This is a genomic window from Bradyrhizobium sp. BR2003, assembly GCF_009720285.1.
GTDB lineage: Bacteria > Pseudomonadota > Alphaproteobacteria > Rhizobiales > Xanthobacteraceae > Bradyrhizobium > Bradyrhizobium elkanii.
This window is the reverse complement of sequence record NZ_SMYJ01000016.1, coordinates 100,933-119,201: the sequence shown is the minus strand read 5'-3', so window position 1 is coordinate 119,201 and position 18,269 is coordinate 100,933. Positions and strand designations below refer to the sequence as shown.

The following is an 18,269-nucleotide window of genomic DNA, read 5'->3' as shown; positions in this document are numbered from 1 at the left end:
CGAACTGCTTGATCTCGTAGGGCGGAAACACCGGCTTGCCGGTCGCCTTGTCGATCGTAGAGGCCGCGAGATAGCGGAATTTGGCCCCGGTGAACGGGTGCGGCCCCTGGCATTTGTCGACCGGATGGCAGCCGCCATTCTGCATCCGCAGCAGCTCGTCCTTGCCCTCGTCGAATTCGTGATTGCCGACCGAGGAGATCGCAAGCCCCATCAGCGAGAGCGACTCGATGGTCGGCTCGTCGTGAAACATCGCCGACAGGAACGGGCTCGCGCCGATCAGGTCGCCGGCCGCAACGAAGATGTTGTTCTTGTGGCCATCGCGCAGCTGCTTGACGATGGTGGCCATCCGCTCCGCGCCGCCGGCGGGCTCCATGATCTTCCTGGTCGCATCAGTGGGATCGGTGATGCGGATGCCGCCCGGCGGCGGCCGCAGATAGCCGTGGAAATCGTTGATCGCGAGAATGCGCAAGTCGACCGGCTCTGCGGCCTGCGCCAGGCGGGGGCTTGCTACGGCCAGTCCGAACGCGCAGGCCGCGGCGAGAGGGGAAAGGCGGGGCTGTCTCATGACCTGTCCATGGAGCACGGGATCATGGCGCCGCGCCACTACAATTTTGCGACGCTTCGTTTCAATCCTTCGGGCGAGCCATGAATGCCTTGAACGCCTCGATTGCCTCCTTGGAGCGCATCCGTTCGCTGAACAGATGGTTCTCCTGCTCGATGCGGCGGGTGACGTCCTCCGGCGGCAGCCGGATCAGGCGCCGCGAGATCGCCACCGCCTCGGCCGGCAGCGCGCAGATCTCGCGCGCCACCTTGTGCGCCTCCACCTCGGCATGCCCCGGCGCCACCACGGTGTTGACGAAGCCTGCGACACGGGCGTCGTCGGCCGACATGGTGCGGCCGATCACCAGCATCGCGAAAGCACGCTGGTGGCCCATCATGCGCGGCATCAACAGGCTTGAGGCGCCTTCCGGCACCAGGCCGAAATTGGAGAACGGCGTCGAGAACAGCGCGGTCTTGCTGGCGAGCACATAGTCGCAGTGAAACAGCATGGTGGTGCCGATACCCATCGCGACGCCGTCGACGGCGGCGATGATCGGCTTCACATTGTGGGCCAGCGAATACAGGAACTTGACGAGGTCGGAGGCCGGCGGCGTCTCGCCGGTCGAGGTGCCCTGCGCGAGCAGGTCCTCGATGTCGTTGCCCGCGGTGAACACGCCGGAGCCGCCGGTGATGATCAGGCAGCGGATCTTCGGATTGTTCTGCGCCTTGTCGATCGCGTCGCTGATCGCGCGAAACATCTCCTGGGTGATCGCGTTCTTCTTCTCGGGCCTGCGCAGCCGGATCACGCGCGTGGCGGCTTCGTCGGTCACTATGACATGCGCGGTCATCGAGCGGTCCCAGGGTCGGCCGGCATCGTCGCCGGTGGAGGTCGTGCCGCCATCCTACATGATTGGGTGCAAGCCCCAAGAGCTCCAACGTGTTCCGGGCCGCTTTTCCCTGTGGGCGAGCATGAAGACGGCGCAATGCAGCTAACCGGAATTTCGCGATTCGGGCAGCGGACGTTGGTCGTAGGCGGGACCTGTACGACGATGCTGCCGCGCAGGCCGGCCGCGCCTGATGGCGCTGCTGCCTCCCAGGAGCGGCTCAGGAGCGGCCGCGGCGCTCGCGACGAGTTTAACTTCCCCGCGAGAAACATTCCGCCGTTCGCGGCATTCCCCCCTTTGCTGACAGGCCGAGCCGACCTCGACACGTCGTTGTCGCTGGTTCCGCGTTCGGCTGACTTGAGGAGAGCGGCGGCATGCAAATCTCCGGACGTTTGGAACTATCGCGGCGCCATCTGTTGATTGTTGGAGCCGCCTCGCTTGCGGCGTCGTCGATCGCGACGCCTCCGCCTGCGGCCGCCCAATCTGCACCGACCGGAGCGCCCGTGATGACGAGAGTATCCTTCGACGTGAACGGCGAAACCCACCAGCTCGAGCTCGACACCAGGACCACGCTGCTCGATGCCCTGCGCGAGCACCTGCATCTGACCGGCACCAAGAAGGGCTGCGACCACGGCCAATGCGGCGCCTGCACCGTGCTCGTCGACGGGCGGCGGATCAATTCCTGCCTGACGCTCGCCGTGATGCATCAGGGCGACGAGATCACGACGATCGAGGGGCTCGGCACGCCGGACGGGCTGCATCCGCTGCAGGCGGCGTTCGTCGAGCATGACGGCTATCAATGCGGCTATTGCACGCCGGGCCAGATCTGCTCGGCGGTCGCCGTGCTTGCCGAGGTCAAGGCCGGCATCCCAAGCCATGTCACGGCGGATCTAAATGCGCCGCTGCGACTGACCAATGCCGAGCTCCGCGAGCGCATGAGCGGCAACATCTGCCGCTGCGGCGCCTATTCCAACATCGCCGAGGCGATCAGCGAGGTCGCCGGGAGGAGCGCATGAGATCATTCAGCTATGAGCGCGCCGCCTCGCCGGGCGCGGCGGCCGCAGCCGCCGCCGGCACCGCGAACGCCAAGTTCATTGCCGGCGGCACCAATCTGCTCGACCTGATGAAGCTCGAGATCGAGACGCCGGCGCATCTGATCGACGTCAACGACCTGGCGCTCGATCGCATCGAGGAGACCGCGGAGGGCGGCCTGCGGATCGGCGCGCTGGTGCGCAACACCGATCTCGCCGCCGATTTACGCGTGCGGCGCGACTATGGCGTGCTGTCGCGCGCACTGCTCGCCGGCGCCTCCGGCCAGTTGCGCAACAAGGCGACGACCGCGGGCAATCTGCTGCAGCGGACGCGCTGTCCCTATTTTTACGATACCAATCTGCCCTGCAACAAGCGCAAGCCCGGCAGCGGCTGCGCCGCGATCGGCGGCTTCAGCCGCCAGCATGCGGTGGTCGGTGTGAGCGACGCCTGCATCGCGACCCATCCGAGCGACATGGCGGTGGCGATGCGCGCGCTCGACGCGACCGTGGAGACGGTGCGGCCCGACGGCACCACGCGCAGCATCCCGATCGCCGAGCTGCATCGTCTGCCCGGCGACAGTCCCGAGATCGAAACCAGCCTGGAGCCGGGCGAACTGATCACCGCGGTGGTGCTGCCGAAACCGGTCGGCGGCGCGCAGGCCTATCGCAAGGTGCGCGACCGCGCCTCTTATGCCTTTGCGCTGGTCTCGGTTGCCGCGATCGTGCAGCGCGACGGCACCGGCCGCGTCGCGCTCGGCGGCGTGGCGCACAAGCCGTGGCGCGTCGAGGCGGCGGAGGCGGAATTGCCTGCTGGCGCCAAGGCCGTCACTGCGCGCCTCTTCGCCGATGCGAAGCCGACCAAGGACAATGCGTACAAGCTGCCGCTCGCCGAGCGAACGCTGGCGGCGGTGCTGCGCGAGGCCAGAGCTTGAAACGAAGGCTTAAGATGAGGGCCTGACATCATGCGTTTTGAACATCCCGCCACCTTCAATCCGATCGACCAGCTCAAGGTGATCGGCCACCCGACCAGCCGGATCGAGGGGCCGCTCAAGACCACCGGCACCGCGCCTTACGCCTATGAGCGGCACGACGTCGCGGTCAACCAGGCCTATGGCTACGTGGTCGGTTCGGCGATCGGCAAAGGGCGGATCGGTTCGATCGATCTCGAGGCGGCGAAGGCTGCACCCGGCGTGCTCGCCGTCGTTACATCGGACAATGCGGGCAAGCTCGGCAAGGGCGAGCGCAATGCGGCACCGCTGCTCGGCGGGCCCGAGATCGCGCACTATCACCAGGCCGTCGCGATCGTCGTCGCCGGGACCTTTGAGCAGGCGCGGGCCGCGGCGCAACTGGTCCGGATCGATTACGTCAGGGGTGACGGCAAGTTCGATCTCGCCGCGGAGCGGGACAAGGGCATCACGCCGCACCCGTCATTCGGCGGCCCGGCCGATACCGCTGTCGGCGATTTCGCCTCCGCCTTCGCTGCTGCGCCGGTGCAGGTCGACTCCACCTACACGACGCCCGATCAGGGCCACGCGATGATGGAGCCGCATGCTTCGATCGCGGCCTGGGACGGCGACAGGCTCACGGTCTGGACCTCCAACCAGATGATCGCCTGGGGCACCGAGGACCTGGCGAAGACGCTCGGCATCCCCAAGGAGAATGTCCGTTTGGTGTCGCCCTATATCGGCGGTGGCTTCGGCGGCAAGCTGTTCCTGCGCGCCGAGGTGCTGCTCGCCGCGCTCGGCGCCCGCGCGGCGGGCCGTCCGGTCAAGGTCGCGCTGCAACGTCCGCTGATGTTCAACAACACGACGCACCGTCCGGCGACGATCCAGCGCATCCGCATCGGCGCCGAGCGCGACGGCAAGATCACCGCGATCGGCCACGAAAGCTGGTCCGGCAATGTCAAGGACGGCGAGCCCGAGATGGCGGTGAGCCAGACGCGGCTGCTGTATGCCGGTGCCAGCCGGATGACGGCGACGCGGCTTGCGGCGCTCGATCTGCCGGAGGGCAATGCGATGCGCGCGCCCGGAGAAGCCTCCGGCATGATGGCGCTCGAGATCGCGATCGACGAGCTCGCCGACAAGCTCGGCATCGACCCGGTCGCGCTGCGCATCAGCAACGACACCCAGGTCGACCCCGAGCATCCGGAGCGGCACTTCTCGCAGCGGCAACTGGTGCAGTGCTTGAGCGGTGGCGCGGCGCGGTTCGGCTGGGACAAGCGCAACCCGAAACCCGGCGAGGTCCGCGACGGACGCTGGCTGGTCGGGATGGGCGTCGCCGCGGCGTTCCGCAACAATCTCGTGACCAAATCGGCGGCCCGCGTTCGTCTCGGCCAGAACGGCATCGTGACAGTCGAGACCGACATGACCGACATCGGCACCGGCTCTTACACCATCATCGCGCAGACCGCCGCCGAGATGATGGGCGTGCCGCTGGACAAGGTCGCAGTGCGGCTCGGCGATTCCGACTTTCCGGTGTCCTGCGGTTCGGGCGGGCAGTGGGGCGGCAACAATTCCACCGCCGGCGTCTATGCCGCCTGCACCAAGCTGCGCGAGACCATTGCGCAGAAGCTCGGCTTCAATTCCGAGGAGGCGGTGTTTGCCGACGGCGTGGTCCGCTCCGGCAATCGCAGCGTGCCGCTGGCGCAGGCCGCCGGCGGCGGCGACCTCGTGGCGGAGGATGCCATCGAGTATGGCGATCTCGCGAAAACCTACCAGCAGTCGACCTTCGGCGCGCATTTCGTCGAGGTCGGCGTCGATGCCGACACGGCGGAGATCCGGGTGCGGCGGATGCTTGCGGTCTGCGCGGCGGGCCGCATCCTCAATCCGAAAGCGGCGCGCAGCCAGGTGATCGGCGCGATGACCATGGGCGTCGGCGCTGCGCTGATGGAGGACCTCGTGGTCGACAAGCGTCACGGCCTGTTCATCAATCACGACCTTGCTGCCTATGAGGTGCCGGTCCATGCCGACATCCCGCATCAGGAGATGATCTTCCTCGACGAGACCGACCCGATCTCATCGCCGATGAAGGCCAAGGGCGTCGCCGAGCTCGGCATCTGCGGCGTCGCCGCCGCGATCGCCAATGCGGTCCACAACGCGACCGGCGTTCGCGTGCGCGACTATCCGATCACGCTCGACAAGCTGCTCGCAGGGATGCCGGTCTAAAGCGCGATGCGATTAGGTCGAATCGTCATCGCGCTCAGAAAACCGCTTCGCACTTTCCGGATCGTGCTTTAGCCGCGCCCGACGAACGAGCCGATGCCCCGGCCGATCGCAGCGCCGTGCTGAAACAGCGCGCCGAGGTGATCGCCGGGCACCGACATCGCATCGAGGCCATTCTCTGCGGCGAAGCGCTGCATCGGCGCATGCGGTCCGTCGTCCTGCCCGTTCCACAGCAGCACGGGCACGCGCGAGGACAGCACGGCGTCCTTGGCGCCGTCGACCTGGCCGAGCGCATTGAAGCAGGCGCGCACGCCGCCTTCGAGATCCGGCGTCACCCATTCGGCAAGCTCCGGCACGGTGCGACGGGCAAAGGTGATGAAGGCGCCGTAGGTCAGCGGGCCGGCATTGCCGCGCGGCAGTCCGGTGAGAAAGTCCCAGCCGCCGATCGCCAGCGACGCCAGCCGCGCCGGGAAAAACCGGGCGACACCGACCGCGACCCAGCCGCCCATCGAGTGTCCCACCACATGGGCGCGCTCGCCGCCGAGATCGTCGATCACGGCGACGATGTCGCCGGCGCGCTGCGCCTGATTATAGAGTGCCGGATCGGCGGGCTTGTCGCTCAGGCCATGTCCGAGCGAATCGACGCAGACGACACGAAAGCGATCGGCAAGCGCGTCGACTACGCCGCACTGTTTCCAGCTCGCGGCGTCGAGCAAGAGACCGTGCTGCAGCACGATCAGCGGCCCGGATCCCTCGACGGTGTAATGGATGCGCTGGCCCCGGTGATTGGCGAATGGCATTGATACAGTTCCCCACGTTTCATCAGAGGTGAGCGTGGAAGCGCCAGGATTCAAGCCCTCGTTCCGGAACGGGAACCGCCCCGCACCGCCCGATCGCGGGCGGAACCTCGCCTTCAGCCGCCCCACACGGTGGCTTCGCTCCAGCCGAGGTCCCTGAACTCGGCAGCCCGGAGCGGCGCTTCGCCGGCGGCGAAGAATTCGTCGAGCTGCGGCGGCTTCACTGTGGTCTCCGACAGCATCGCGTGGGCCTGGCCGCGATGATGGATCTGGTGCTGAAACAGATGCATCAAGAGGCGGTCGCGTCGCTCGGTCTGCACCGAGGTGTCGCGGTTGACCTTCACGATGTCCTCGAGCCGCTCAGGCGTCAGCGCATCGCAGTGCACGATCAGCCGCTGATCGATCGCGCGCTGGGCGTCTTTCAGCTGCGCCACCGACGGGTAGGGCACCTCGTTCGCCCAGGCCTTCGGGCCGAGCCAGCCGCCTTCGAGCGCGTCGATATAAAACAGGTCGATGACATGAATGTGGTTCAGCGTCGCCTGCAGGCTCGGGAAGAACCCGGTCCGCGCCGCGGCGAACTCCGCTTGGCTCAGACCGGCGCAGGCCGTGAGCAGGCGATGATTGGCCCAGGCATTGTTGTACGCAAAAGCGCGAAAAGTCTGAACGAGGCCTGCTTGCATATCGGTCCTCACTGGATTGACTGTTTCAGCCGGGCGCGGCGGCCAGCCGGCCGATCCGCGACAGCGATCGTGGTGCTTGCGTTGCTGACTTGATCCTCGCATAGCTAATCCATCGTGGTGCACTTCATCCGAGGACGGCAGCAGATGCAACTGGCAAAGAACGTGATCGACGTCGGCCTTTCCTCCAACGATCTCGAGCCGATGCTGCGGTTCTGGCAGCAGGATGCCGGACTTCGCTTCGATCATGTGCAGCCGATCCGCCGCGGGCAGAAGCAGTACCGGCACGACGCGCAAGGTTCGGTCATCAAGCTCAACCATCATGTCGAGCCGCTGCCGGATGCGGCGCCGAGCGGCTATCGCGAACTGGTCATTGCGCGCGCGGGCGTCGAAACGCCGCAACACATGCACGATCCCGACGGCAACCGGGTTTGCCTGGTTGCGCCCGGACATGACGGCATCACCCAGATCGCCGTCGCGATGGCGGTGCGCGACCTCGCCGCGCATCGCAGATTTTACGGCGACATCCTCGGCTTCACCGAGCAATCATGGTCGGGCGGCCCGGCGTTCCGCCTCGGCGACAGCCTGATCCTGCTCGAGGAAGATGCTGCCGCGACGGTCGATCCGATCCGGCAGGCGCGCGGCTGGCGCGCTACATCACGCTGCAGGTCGCCGATATCGACGCCGTGCATGATGGGCTGCGCGCCAGGGGCGTGCGGGAAGGCCTTGCGCCTGTGACGCTTGGCGAGGTCGCACGGATCTCCATGATCCTCGATCCTGATGGTAACTGGATCGAACTGTCTCGTCGCGCGTCGATCGTTGGGAGCCTGTCCAACCGCTAGGCAGCAAATTTTCTGCCCGCCCGCGCGGCGGCGATGATATGATTTCGCGAATGCATCCAATTTGATGATCGCTTTATGCAGTCGATTTTCAGGCCGCGGCGGGTTCATCGATCGATCTTGCCAGCGGCTATCGGCTCGGCTTGCCTGCTGCTGTTCGTCCCCGTTGCAAGCGCTCAACCTCTCAGCAATCCAGCCGTGACGCCCGCCGCGCAGCGCGCAGAGCCGGCGCAGACAGAAACATCGCAAACGGAAACGTCTCGTCCGGATACCAACGCCGGAGTGAGCAACGCCGAGGCCGATCGGTCGGCGTCCGATCAGCAATCGTCATCCGCTCCGTCGCCGGCGCCGACACCTTTGCGTCCTAAGCCCGATGGGCCGCCGCAATACTGCAAGGCGTTGGAGCAGGCTGCATTGGAGAACGGCTTGCCGCCGGATTTCTTCGTCCGGCTGATCTGGCAGGAAAGCAATTTCGATCCCAATTCCGTCAGTTCGGCCGGTGCCCAGGGGATCGCCCAGTTCATGCCCGGTACGGCGCGGTGGCGCGGTCTGGCCGACCCGTTCGAGCCATTGCCTGCCTTGCAGGAATCGGCGCGCTGGCTCCGCGAGCTGCGCGCGCAGTTCGGCAATCTCGGCCTTGCGGCGGCTGCCTATAATGGTGGTCCACGGCGGGTTCAGGATTGGTTGGCGGGACGTGGAAACCTGCCGGGCGAAACACGCGCCTATGTCAGGATCATCACGGGCAAGTCTGCCGAAGAATGGGCGCAGGGTTCGCTTGAGGACCGAGTCCACACCGACGCCGCCATGGCTTGCGGTGACATCGTGCGCGGCATGCTCGTTCGGGCGCTTCCCGCGAGCCCAAGAGAGTCCGTGACAATTGCACAGCAAGCTGCGTGGGGACCCTGGGGACTGCAATTGGCCGGCGGCCCGTCGCAATCGCGCGTCCTCGCCGACTACCAGCAACTTCAGAAACGATTTGCATCCGTGCTCGGCGATCGCGCACCGCTCGTTCTGAGATCGCGCATGGCCGGGCCAGGCTCGGCCACCTGGTATCTGCTCCGGGTCGCCGAGACGACCCGTGAGCGGGCTAACCAGCTGTGCGCCCGATTGGAGGCAGTCGGTGGGCGCTGCCTGGTGTTTCGGAATTAGGTGGCGCGACGTTGCAGGTCGCCGCGATCGACGGAGCCGGCAGCGGCAAAAGCAAGCGTTCGGTCCCGCGCCAGACGAGTTCCACGCATCGCGATTTGCGTCCGCGCCATCGATCACCGAGTTGCCCGGCAGCGCAGGCCCTTAGGCAAAATATGGTTCGGTTTATCGGAACGACAGCTCGGTATAGCTCCGTTCATCCAATCGACGGCGCTTCCGAGCTTGCCCTAGCGGATTAAGTGTGTATGCTTGCATCGTTCGATTTGCCGTTGTGCCTTGTTGAATGGTCAAAGCGGCCCTTTTCCAAAGAACATCGTCGGTTGAAGGATGATGCGGAACCTAGCGCGAATTCACGTGCGTCCGCTTTGGAGAAGACAAATGCCTACAGGTACTGTGAAGTGGTTCAACGGCCAGAAGGGCTTCGGTTTCATTCAGCCCGATGACGGCACGAATGACGTGTTCGTTCACATCAGCGCTGTCGAGCGGGCTGGACTTGGCGGTCTCGCCGAGGGTCAGAAGCTGTCGTTCGAACTCAAGATCGACAAGATGCGTGGCAAGACCAGCGCCGAAGATCTTCGGCTGGCGTGAGTCGACCTGTCATTCCACGGATGTACTGGGATGATAGCCGCGGCCCGCTCGATCCTCTGATGGATTGAGCGGGTCCCGCTGCTTTTTCAAAGGGCTCAATCGCTCATGGCCAAGAAGCCGGAAGAACTTTCTGCCGAGCGCCTGGCCAAGGCCCAGCGCCAGCGGCTTGCCGCCGAGGCCAGTGCGCAGGCAATCGCTGAGGTCGAGCGCGATGCGATCGCCGTGCGCAAGAACATGGTGCGTCTGCGGGCTCTCCGTGAAGCGCGTGACGCCGAGGCGGCCGCGCAGGCTGGTCCCGCACCCGCAGGCGCGGCATCTGTTGCTGCCAAGAGAACCAAACGGGTCAAGCGTATCGTGCGCTAAGCCGCGCAATCACGCACATCTTCGAGTCCGTCGCTGACACGTTGCTGAAGCGGACCTGTCGCGGTCTCGGCCGCTACGTTCAGGCCGCGAAACCAGACCGTTGCCCGAACTATTTGGGACGATCGGCCTCCTTCCTGTTCGCGGCCTTCAGTTTGATCCTGATGTAGTCAGTGATATCGCCGGCCGCATCACGCAGATCCTGTTCCGTCAGCCCTTGCCGTCTCGCCATCTCGATGCACCGGCGCGCCAACTCGGCAACGTCCTGCGAGGCACCCGGCGTTCCATATTGCTCGGCAGCGTGGACGCTGTTTTCAATCCAGAAATCAAGGAACTCTCTCGCTTTTGCGGTCATGACTCACGTCCTCACCGGCGACCTTCCTCGGTCTTCGCAGGAACAATCGAGAGCCGAGGTAAATTACCATGCCGATGACGCGCTATTATTTCGATCTTCGTGATGGTGGCGGCCTGGCGATCGACGAAGAGGGCATGGAGATGTCCAACTTCGGTGCGGTTCAGGAGGAGGCCGCGCGCGCCTTGGCCGACGTAATTCGAGATTCCTTTCGCGGTCACAGTCTCCATCAGATTGCCATCGAGGTCCGGGACGGCGATGGGCCCGTGCTTGAGGTGGCTATCGCTTGGCGCAGTTGCCGGCTGGATTCTTGAGTTTGGCTGCGCATCGCGGCGGCTAGCACCTTGTGATGCCCAGACTGAGACTGACCTGAAATAGCGGCCCTTCGTCCGTCCGGACCTCAAACGCCAACAGCCTGTGTTTGTCCAAAGGCGGGTTCTCCTTGGCTATGCTGAGCAATGACTGCATCGCTTCGCGCGCGGCAGTTTCCTCGTCGCGTAGCTCGATGCCCTGATTGTCGGCATAGAGTTGCTCGCCGTTGCGGATATCGAAATAGAAGCGGGTTGCCATCTGCGGCTCCCTTTTGTGGCGGGAGCTGCCCAGGCTCTCAGTTGCCGACGCCCAATATTCATCCGGCAGCGTCGTACTCTGCGCCTGTTGGAGCGAATTTGCTACTCGGCAATGATGAGATTTTTGGGGAACCGCCTCCGTGTTCGCGGTCAAGCCGCCATCGCCGTTCAGTCATGATCCCGGCGTTGCTTGAACCGTCGGATATAATTCTCACGATTTGCGATTGCGTCTTGCACAGCCGAGATAAGTGCATAGCTGTGGCCTTGAGCCTTGTAGATCGGTCCCACGGGACCTTTTTCCAAAGACATCGTCGGATGAAAGCGAGGACGCGTGCTTGCAGCACCGCGGCTGAAGCTTCCGCGGCGTTGTTGGTCGGCTGCCGTTCCACGGATGTACTGGAGTGGCAGCGCAGCTCGCTCTGTCACCGATAGAGCGGGCTCTCGTCTTGTTCATTCAGTGTGCGTTGTACCGCGAGAGAGGTGATCCGTTGCAGGTTCTTGTCAGGGACAACAACATCGACCAGGCGCTTCGAATTCTAAAGAAGAGGTTGCAGCGCGAGGGCGTCTTTAGGGAGATGAAGCGCCGCAGATCGTTCGAAAAGCCATCGGAGAAAAGGACTCGAGAGAAATCCGAGGCCGTGCGGCGAGCCCGCAAGCTTGCGCGCAAGCAAGCGATACGCGATGGATTGATCTCAGCGCCTCCGCGGAAGCCCAAATTCCCGGCGTCCAGACCTTCGGCGCCAAGGCAATCACCACAGCAAGCAGGCGGCGCACGGGAAACTTAGCCCGGACCAATCCTGCTGAAAGGATCGTGCAAGATGACGCGGCGATCTTATCGAGGCAACGGATGCCTCCAGGAACGTATCTTCGATGAGATCTGTCGTCGGCGAGCCGTGGATCGGGATGTTCGATCGAGGCACGACGATCAACGGCGACGTGCGCAGAACCTGGCCGGTACGGCCATTAACGCAATGGCAGATCATTCCGCCAGCCAGTTCGATCAGGTGGCGCGCAAGCGCGACTTGCTCGAGGGCCCCGAGGAGTTTCGCGCGTTTCGCGCGGATCGCTGACAAAACGTGGGACTCGGCGGTAGGCACAAGACTCGATGTCGTCCGGCAAGCCAACGGGTCGGCGCGAAGCGCCGCCCGATGACGGGCTCCGCGCGACCCGGGACCCAATCACTAATGCCGATTGGTTTGCAAAGCTGGAGCCACAGCTCGCTTCAACAACGGAAGGCTGTGGTCATGGGTCCCTGCTTTCCGCAGGGACGACAGCGAGTGAGGCGCAACTTGTGCGTCAAACCGGCATGCCACGAACACGGCAATGACGGCCGAGGTAGCTGAGAGCGTCCTACCCCGCCAGCACCGCATCCGCACCGGTCACCGCCTCGGCGCTTTCGGTCACGGTCTTTTCCAGCGACGGCGCCTGCACGGCGATGTTCTCGGCGAAGAAGCGCGCCAGTGCGACGTAGCGCTGCGGCTCGGCTTCGCCGTTCGCCTTGGCGGCCAGCGCCTCGCCGGCGAGCATGCAGCCGCCGAGCGTTGCGGCGAACAGCCGCAGATAGGGCGTTGCGCCGGCGAGTGCCTCGTTCGGCGCAGAGGCGAGGCGCTCGAGCAGCCATCTGCTGGTGCGCTCCAGCGCGGCGTGCGCGTCGCGCAGCTTGGCGCCCGTGGTGCCGAACGCCGGATCGTTGGAGGTCTCGACCTGCTTGATGACGGCAGCGAGCTCGTCGAGCAGCGCCCACACCGAGGCGCCGCCATTGGCGCCGAGCTTGCGGGTGACGAGGTCGATCGACTGGATGCCGTTGGTCCCCTCGTAGATCGAGGTGATGCGGGCATCGCGATAATGCTGCGCGGCGCCGGTCTCCTCGATGAAGCCCATGCCGCCATGGACCTGCACGCCGAGATAGGCGACCTCATTTCCGATGTCGGTGGAGAAGGCCTTGGCGATCGGGGTCAGCAGCGCGCCGCGGGCCGCGGCCTCGGCGCGCACCTTGGCGTCCTTGGCGCGCACCGAAACGTCCAGCGCGACCGCGGTGGCGTAGCAGATGGTGCGCGCCGCCGCCGTCATGCTTCGCATCTGCATCAGCATGCGCTTGACGTCGGGATGCACGATGATCGGATCCATCCCGTCGCTCTTGTGGCCGATAGCTTTCCCTTGCCGACGCTCCTGCGCATAGGCCAGTGCCTGCTGATAGGCGCGGTCGGCAATGCCGACGCCTTCGAGGCCGACGCCAAGGCGGGCCTGGTTCATCATCGTGAACATGCAGCGCATGCCCTGGTTTTCCTCGCCGATCAGATAACCGATCGCGCCACCCTTATCGCCCATCGTCATGGTGCAGGTCGGCGAGGCGTGCATGCCGAGCTTGTGCTCGACGCCAGAGGCATGGATGTCGTTGCGCGCGCCGAGCGAGCCGTCGGCGTTGACCAGGAATTTCGGAACCAGGAACAGCGAGATTCCCTTGGTGCCCGAGGGCGCATCGGGCAATCGCGCAAGCACGAAATGCACGATGTTGTCGGTCATGTCGTGCTCGCCATAGGTGATGAAGATCTTGGTGCCCTTGAGGCGGTAGGTGCCGTCATCCGCGCGTTCGGCGCGGGTGCGCAGCGCGCCGACGTCGGAGCCGGCGTTGGGCTCGGTGAGCTGCATCGTGCCGGTCCACTCGCCGGTGACGAGCTTCTCGAGATAGGTCTTCTTCAACTCGGCGCTGCCATGGGCATCGAGCGCCTCGATCGCCGACAGCGTCAGCAGCGGGCAGAGGCCGAACGCGACATTCGACGCGCTCCAGATCTCGGTGCAGGCGGCGTTGACCGCGAGCGGCAGGCCCTGGCCGCCGAACGCTTCCGGCCCCGACACCGCGTTCCAGCCCGCGGCGGCCCAGCGCTGATAGGCGTCGGGCCAGCCCGGCGCGGTCGTCACCTTGCCGTTGTCGAGCTTGATGCCGTGCTCGTCGCCGACACGATTCAGCGGCGCCAGCACATCGGAGGCGAACTTGCCGGCTTCTTCCAGCACCGCAGCGGTGATGTCACCGTCGAAATCGCCGTAGTGGCCGGCCTCCACGGCGGCAGCGAGCCCCGCACCGTGATTGAGGGACAGCAGGATATCGTTGATCGGCGCACGGTAGGTCATGGCGTTACTCCCGACGAGGCGTTTGCGAATTGTCATCCCACGAAACAAGCGGCCCCTCAACTGGCCGAGCGGACATCGTGCGATCTGTTTCGGCCACCGCGGCGTCGCCCTATAATAAGAGTATCGTCATCATCCTGCGGCTTTCGCGCCTTTTCGATCGCCGCCCTGTTGAAATGGCGAGACTCACCCTATAGACCGACGTGGCCCTCGATCGGCGCGTTGGGGCGTAGCCAAGCGGTAAGGCAGCGGATTTTGATTCCGCCATTCGGAGGTTCGATCCCTCCCGCCCCAGCCAGTAAGCAAGCCATTGATTTCAAGAGAGGAATCGGTTTTGTCTGGCCGACCCCCGCCGCCATTTCGGGCGAATTGGGCCGGCCAGCTGGAAATCGGTGCCGCTTTCGTTTCCATGGCGGCGGGCGACAAGCCCCGAGTCGCCCGGAGATCCAGGTCAACGGGCGATGACTCACGACATAACGACGGATCTGACGTGGCGAATACCAACAAGGCCCGCGCTGCTGCTGGCGCGAAGAAGAAAAGCAAGGGATCGGCGCGTTCCGGGATCTCGTCTTCCTCACCGCTCGGCATGCTGGCGCTCCATCTTCTCGAGCAATGGAAGAAGTCCGGACGGGATGGCATCGTTTTCCTGGCCGACAGCGAGAACAGGGCCGAGCGCCTCGGCAGCGTCTTGCATTCGCTCGATCCCTCGCTCGAGGTGCTGGTGTTTCCGCGGCTGAATACCTTGCCCTTTGACGGGCTGGAGCCGTCACGAGAGATCGCCGGCAGGCGCAGTTCGGTGTTGAGGCGCCTCGCCAGGAGCAAGAAGCCGGTGTTCCTGGTATCGACGGCGGAGGCGATCATGGAGCGGTTGCCGTTGCCCGCCAGCTCGGCGCGCCTCAGCATCAGCTTGAAGGTGGGGGCGGGCTATTCCGAGCAGGAACTCAAGGATCGTCTGGAAGCTCTGGGATACGATCTCGACGAAGAGGCGGATTATCCCGGCAGCGCTCTGTTCCACGGAATGACGTTCGAGGTATTTCCGGCGGGCGCGCTGGGGCCGTTCAGAATCGAGCATTCCGGTGGCGTGATCCGCAGAATCGCAGGCGTCGATCCGGACGAGCACGACGTCGTGTTCGACGCGGAGGAACTGCACATCGACCCGATGTCCGAACGGATCGCGTTGGAAGGCAAGCGGGTCCAGCGGGCGGCGCTGCCGGATTATTGCCAGCGCGCGCACTGGATCGCGGACGCCGGCGTTTCGGGCCACGCCGATAGTTGGCTTAGCACGATCAAGGAGGCGGCCGGCCGCAGGGAGGCGGAGCGCGAATATCTGGGGCCCGCTGACTGGAAACGGCTGGCCAAACGGATGAGCTCGCTGCCTCGAAAGGCGGCCTTCATCGCCACGCCTGACTTCTCGAAGGTCGCCTCGTCGCGGAAAGCTCTTCGCGCATTTGTCGCCGACACGCAGCGCGGCGGATCGCGGCTGATCTTTGTCGCGGCGGTCGAGGACGATCTGCGCGCGCTGGAGCGAATGAGCGGGATCAAGGCGTCGCGCTTCGCCGACTGGAACGAGGCGGCGAAGGGGCGGGGCGGCGAAGGCGCGCTGTTGGCCGACTTCGACACCGGCTTCATCGGCCCAGGACGCAAGCCGCTCGTCGTCGTGACGGCGACCGACGTGCTCGGCAGCAGGGCGCATCATCCGCAGCCCATGGCCAGAGCCTGGAGCTCGGCTTTCGATCATCCCGACGTGCCGGAGCGCGGCGCGGTCGTCGTGCATCTGCAGCGCGGGCTGGCCGTGCTCGATGGCTTGCAGACCCTCGATATGGGGAAGGGATCATCGCGCGAGATGATCAGGCTGGCCTTTGCGGGCGATGATGCCGTCCTCGTTCCGCCGGCCGATCTTGCGTTGATCTGGCCGTATGCCGCGGAGCTCGGCAAGCTGGCACTGGACAGGGCCGATGGCAGTACGTGGTGGACGCGCCGTACCAAGGCGGAGCAGGAAATTCAAACTGCCGCCAAGGCGCTTGCCAAACGCATCGCGCAACGGCGCCGCCGGCGCGCGCCCAAGCTGGTCGCTCCCGGTCCCGCATATGAGCGGTTCGTCGCGCGCTTTCCCTATTTCACGACAGTCGACCAGGCGAAGGCAATTCGCGACGTCCTGGATGATCTTGCGTCCGGTCATCCGATGGATCGGGTCGTCTGCGGCGACGTCGGATTTGGCAAGACCGAGGTGGCCTTGCGCGCGGCGGCGGCCGTTGCGTTGTCGGGCAAGCAGGTTGCCGTCGTCGTGCCGACGACTGTTCTGGCAAGGCAGCACGTCGCAACCTTCCGCAAACGGTTCGGCCCGCTTGGCATCGAAGTGGGAAGCCTGTCGCGGGCGACGTCGGCTCCGGAGATGAAGGAGACGAAGGAGGGCTTGCGAAGCGGAAAAATGAGGGTCGTGGTCGGCACGCAGGCAATCGCATCGAAGGACGTGAAGTTCGCCAAACTGAGCCTGGTCATTGTCGACGAAGAGCAGCACTTCGGCGCGGCCGAGAAGGTGAAGCTTTCAGGCCTGGCGAAGGGCGCCCATACGCTGTGGATGAGTGCCACGCCGATCCCACGCACGCTTGCGGCGGGCCTTGCGGGATTCAGGGAGCTTAGCGTGATCGCATCCCCGCCCGTTCATCGGCTTCCGGTCGCGACCAGGATCGCGCCGCTCTCGGACGCTGCCATTGCCGCCGCATTGCTGCGCGAGCAGCGACGTCACGGGCAAAGCTTCCTGATCTGTCCGCGTATCCAGGATCTGGATCCGATGCTGGCGCGCGTGCAGTCGATGGCCCCGGAGCTCCGCATCGTCTGCCTGCACGGCAAGCTGCCCGCCGACGAACTCGACGATCGAATGATGAGTTTCGTCGAAGGCGAGGCGGACGTTCTGCTGGCGACCAACATCGTGGAAAGCGGTCTCGACATCCCGAGGGCGAACACCATCGTGGTCTGCTGGCCGGAGAAGTTCGGTCTGGCACAGCTCCATCAACTGAGAGGCCGGGTGGGACGCGGCGGGACACGCGCCTTCGCATACATGCTGACCGAATCCAGTTCGGAACAATCCGGAAAGCGTTTGGCCGTTCTGGAGGAGTTCAGCAGACCGGGCGCCGGTTTCGCGATCAGCGAGCGGGATCTCGACCTCAGAGGCGCCGGGGATCTGCTTTCGGAACGGCAATCCGGCCACGTGCAGGTGTTCGGGCCGGTGCTGTACAGCCACCTTCTCAAGCAAGCCTCGGAGAAGACCAACGACCGGTCCGCCGATCTGTGGGTGCCCGATCTCAACCTTCCGCTCGCGGATTTGCTGCCCAGGAGCTATGTGCAATCGGAATCCGTGCGGCTTGAAATTTATGGCCGTGCCGCGAGGTGCCGGAGCGAAGACGATCTGGAAGATCTCGAGGAGGAGACCTCGCGCCGCTTCGGCAGGCTGCCGTCGGCGGCCCGCGATTTCTTCGCCGCGGCGAGGCTTCGGATCGATTGCAAGCGGCGAGGTATCGTGAGGCTCGATGTCGGCCCGGAGGCGGTCGCGGCGACGTTTCTCCCCGGGAGGCTGCCCAAATCCAGAGCACGATCGCTCGAACGCGACGGCGATCGCGTGTTCTATTCGGACAACATACGCGAGCCGCCTTTCGAGCGGATCGAGGAGCTCCTGGACATTCTGGACGAGTGAGTGCGGCGCGGTCCCGTCGGAGACGCGCCTTGCGGGTGCGCCGCGCACAGCAGGGACGTTTCAGCGCGCTGGGGCTGCGGAGAACAAATCGACCGATTCTGCCCGCTGACATCCCAGTGACATGTAGCATCGTTATTGCCCATGCGCGGCAAACCGCCCGCCGTCATTCGGCCTGCTCCGAGCCATCGGAAAGCCCCCTTCCAGGCGCGAGTCGACGGTATTCGGGGCGGTTTATGTTGTTCAAATCGCGGCGTTTTGGGCCGAAATGCCGTGCCCCGATACCGGAATCGGCACTGCCGAAGCCGGCTCCGCTTTTCGCTTTCCCCGTAAGACTACCCGTTTTGCACACCGTTCCGCGCGGTGTTGCCCAATCTTGTGCCCGATAACGGTAACTCAAATATTCGTTTTATATTTCAATGGCTTGCTGAAGTGTCGCAGTTCAAATGCCCGTGATATTTGTGCAACATTTGGCCGAAAACAGCCGCAACTCGCCCCAAACCGAGCGGTC

Annotated in this window: 18 protein-coding genes and 1 tRNA gene; 12 read left to right on the top strand and 7 right to left on the bottom strand. The window is 64.8% G+C overall.

Features of this window, described 5'->3' with window-relative positions; all coding sequences use genetic code 11:
• Positions 1–565, bottom strand: a 565-nt coding sequence (locus E2I15_RS11550) for a metallophosphoesterase (protein ID WP_196238900.1), incomplete at its 3' end; no start/stop codon positions are given.
• Positions 566–626: 61 nt separating this feature from the next.
• A complete protein-coding gene (locus E2I15_RS11545; protein ID WP_137477228.1) occupies positions 627–1,388 on the bottom strand; it encodes a crotonase/enoyl-CoA hydratase family protein in 762 nt (253 codons plus the stop codon).
• A 410-nt stretch (positions 1,389–1,798) separates the two neighbouring features.
• Between E2I15_RS11545 and paoA the strand changes: the two genes are divergently transcribed.
• Genes paoA through paoC form a run of 3 tightly spaced genes read left to right on the top strand, consistent with a single transcriptional unit; the run spans position 1,799 to position 5,619 of the window.
• Entirely contained in the window at positions 1,799–2,440 is a 642-nt protein-coding gene (gene paoA / locus E2I15_RS11540) for an aldehyde dehydrogenase iron-sulfur subunit PaoA (RefSeq protein ID WP_028339496.1), read from the top strand.
• Positions 2,437–3,387, top strand: a complete 951-nt coding sequence (locus E2I15_RS11535; RefSeq protein ID WP_137477227.1) for an FAD binding domain-containing protein — start codon at positions 2,437–2,439, stop codon at positions 3,385–3,387. The genes paoA and E2I15_RS11535 overlap by 4 nt, the downstream gene beginning before the upstream one ends.
• Positions 3,388–3,417: 30 nt before the next feature.
• Positions 3,418–5,619 (top strand): aldehyde oxidoreductase molybdenum-binding subunit PaoC, encoded by a 2,202-nt coding sequence (paoC, locus tag E2I15_RS11530; RefSeq protein ID WP_137477226.1) that lies wholly within the window; start codon positions 3,418–3,420, stop codon positions 5,617–5,619.
• A 68-nt stretch (positions 5,620–5,687) separates the two neighbouring features.
• Here paoC and E2I15_RS11525 read toward each other — a convergent pair whose 3' ends face one another.
• Both E2I15_RS11525 and E2I15_RS11520 read right to left on the bottom strand, forming a co-directional pair.
• The gene (locus E2I15_RS11525; protein WP_038386477.1) at positions 5,688–6,416 is read right to left on the bottom strand and encodes an alpha/beta fold hydrolase; all 729 of its coding nucleotides are present in this window, start codon (positions 6,414–6,416) and stop codon (positions 5,688–5,690) included.
• A 113-nt stretch (positions 6,417–6,529) separates the two neighbouring features.
• Entirely contained in the window at positions 6,530–7,093 is a 564-nt protein-coding gene (locus E2I15_RS11520; RefSeq protein ID WP_069278642.1) for a DinB family protein, read from the bottom strand.
• Positions 7,094–7,237: 144 nt separating this feature from the next.
• Between E2I15_RS11520 and E2I15_RS11515 the strand changes: the two genes are divergently transcribed.
• The 5 genes from E2I15_RS11515 to E2I15_RS11500 all read left to right on the top strand — a co-directional run bounded on the left by E2I15_RS11515 (position 7,238) and on the right by E2I15_RS11500 (position 10,026).
• Entirely contained in the window at positions 7,238–7,828 is a 591-nt protein-coding gene (locus E2I15_RS11515) for a VOC family protein (RefSeq protein ID WP_246667943.1), read from the top strand.
• Positions 7,777–7,932: a VOC family protein gene (locus E2I15_RS39190; RefSeq protein WP_246667942.1), complete on the top strand. Its 156-nt coding sequence runs from the start codon at positions 7,777–7,779 to the stop codon at positions 7,930–7,932. Before E2I15_RS11515 ends, E2I15_RS39190 begins: the two co-directional genes overlap by 52 nt.
• A gap of 75 nt (positions 7,933–8,007) precedes the next feature.
• Positions 8,008–9,078 (top strand): lytic transglycosylase domain-containing protein, encoded by a 1,071-nt coding sequence (locus tag E2I15_RS11510; protein WP_137477225.1) that lies wholly within the window; start codon positions 8,008–8,010, stop codon positions 9,076–9,078.
• Between the two features lie 375 nt (positions 9,079–9,453).
• Entirely contained in the window at positions 9,454–9,663 is a 210-nt protein-coding gene (locus E2I15_RS11505) for a cold-shock protein (RefSeq protein WP_016844538.1), read from the top strand.
• Between the two features lie 105 nt (positions 9,664–9,768).
• Positions 9,769–10,026, top strand: a complete 258-nt coding sequence (locus E2I15_RS11500; RefSeq protein WP_137477224.1) for a hypothetical protein — start codon at positions 9,769–9,771, stop codon at positions 10,024–10,026.
• Positions 10,027–10,135: 109 nt separating this feature from the next.
• Here E2I15_RS11500 and E2I15_RS11495 read toward each other — a convergent pair whose 3' ends face one another.
• Positions 10,136–10,378 (bottom strand): hypothetical protein, encoded by a 243-nt coding sequence (locus tag E2I15_RS11495; protein WP_137477223.1) that lies wholly within the window; start codon positions 10,376–10,378, stop codon positions 10,136–10,138.
• A gap of 68 nt (positions 10,379–10,446) precedes the next feature.
• On the opposite strand from E2I15_RS11495, the gene E2I15_RS11490 reads away from it, so the two are divergent.
• Positions 10,447–10,689, top strand: a complete 243-nt coding sequence (locus tag E2I15_RS11490) for a DUF6894 family protein (RefSeq protein WP_137477222.1) — start codon at positions 10,447–10,449, stop codon at positions 10,687–10,689.
• A gap of 22 nt (positions 10,690–10,711) precedes the next feature.
• Here E2I15_RS11490 and E2I15_RS11485 read toward each other — a convergent pair whose 3' ends face one another.
• Complete coding sequence (locus E2I15_RS11485) at positions 10,712–10,945, bottom strand: DUF6894 family protein (protein ID WP_137477221.1); 234 nt, start codon at positions 10,943–10,945, stop codon at positions 10,712–10,714.
• A gap of 487 nt (positions 10,946–11,432) precedes the next feature.
• Between E2I15_RS11485 and rpsU the strand changes: the two genes are divergently transcribed.
• Positions 11,433–11,729, top strand: a complete 297-nt coding sequence (gene rpsU, locus E2I15_RS11480; RefSeq protein WP_137477220.1) for a 30S ribosomal protein S21 — start codon at positions 11,433–11,435, stop codon at positions 11,727–11,729.
• A gap of 565 nt (positions 11,730–12,294) precedes the next feature.
• Here rpsU and E2I15_RS11475 read toward each other — a convergent pair.
• On the bottom strand, positions 12,295–14,073 hold the full coding sequence (locus E2I15_RS11475; protein WP_137477219.1) for an acyl-CoA dehydrogenase family protein: 1,779 nt from the start codon (positions 14,071–14,073) through the stop codon (positions 12,295–12,297).
• 220 nt (positions 14,074–14,293) lie between these two features.
• Here E2I15_RS11475 and E2I15_RS11470 point away from each other — a divergent pair.
• Together E2I15_RS11470 and E2I15_RS11465 are read left to right on the top strand one after the other, a co-directional pair.
• Positions 14,294–14,368: transfer RNA gene (locus tag E2I15_RS11470), tRNA-Gln, on the top strand.
• Positions 14,369–14,656: 288 nt separating this feature from the next.
• Complete coding sequence (locus E2I15_RS11465) at positions 14,657–17,761, top strand: helicase-related protein (protein WP_137477367.1); 3,105 nt, start codon at positions 14,657–14,659, stop codon at positions 17,759–17,761.
• Positions 17,762–18,269: the final 508 nt, after the last annotated feature.

Bases quoted from the DNA above. Each gene is read 5' to 3' on its own strand.
- E2I15_RS11545 (WP_137477228.1), bottom strand. From the start codon at position 1,388: ATGACCGCGCATGTCATAGTGACCGACGAAGCCGCCACGCGCGTGATC.
- paoA (WP_028339496.1), top strand. From the start codon at position 1,799: ATGCAAATCTCCGGACGTTTGGAACTATCGCGGCGCCATCTGTTGATT.
- E2I15_RS11535 (WP_137477227.1), top strand. From the start codon at position 2,437: ATGAGATCATTCAGCTATGAGCGCGCCGCCTCGCCGGGCGCGGCGGCC.
- paoC (WP_137477226.1), top strand. From the start codon at position 3,418: ATGCGTTTTGAACATCCCGCCACCTTCAATCCGATCGACCAGCTCAAG.
- E2I15_RS11525 (WP_038386477.1), bottom strand. From the start codon at position 6,416: ATGCCATTCGCCAATCACCGGGGCCAGCGCATCCATTACACCGTCGAG.
- E2I15_RS11520 (WP_069278642.1), bottom strand. From the start codon at position 7,093: ATGCAAGCAGGCCTCGTTCAGACTTTTCGCGCTTTTGCGTACAACAAT.
- E2I15_RS11515 (WP_246667943.1), top strand. From the start codon at position 7,238: ATGCAACTGGCAAAGAACGTGATCGACGTCGGCCTTTCCTCCAACGAT.
- E2I15_RS11510 (WP_137477225.1), top strand. From the start codon at position 8,008: ATGCAGTCGATTTTCAGGCCGCGGCGGGTTCATCGATCGATCTTGCCA.
- E2I15_RS11505 (WP_016844538.1), top strand. From the start codon at position 9,454: ATGCCTACAGGTACTGTGAAGTGGTTCAACGGCCAGAAGGGCTTCGGT.
- E2I15_RS11500 (WP_137477224.1), top strand. From the start codon at position 9,769: ATGGCCAAGAAGCCGGAAGAACTTTCTGCCGAGCGCCTGGCCAAGGCC.
- E2I15_RS11495 (WP_137477223.1), bottom strand. From the start codon at position 10,378: ATGACCGCAAAAGCGAGAGAGTTCCTTGATTTCTGGATTGAAAACAGC.
- E2I15_RS11490 (WP_137477222.1), top strand. From the start codon at position 10,447: ATGCCGATGACGCGCTATTATTTCGATCTTCGTGATGGTGGCGGCCTG.
- E2I15_RS11485 (WP_137477221.1), bottom strand. From the start codon at position 10,945: ATGGCAACCCGCTTCTATTTCGATATCCGCAACGGCGAGCAACTCTAT.
- E2I15_RS11475 (WP_137477219.1), bottom strand. From the start codon at position 14,073: ATGACCTACCGTGCGCCGATCAACGATATCCTGCTGTCCCTCAATCAC.
- E2I15_RS11465 (WP_137477367.1), top strand. From the start codon at position 14,657: ATGCTGGCGCTCCATCTTCTCGAGCAATGGAAGAAGTCCGGACGGGAT.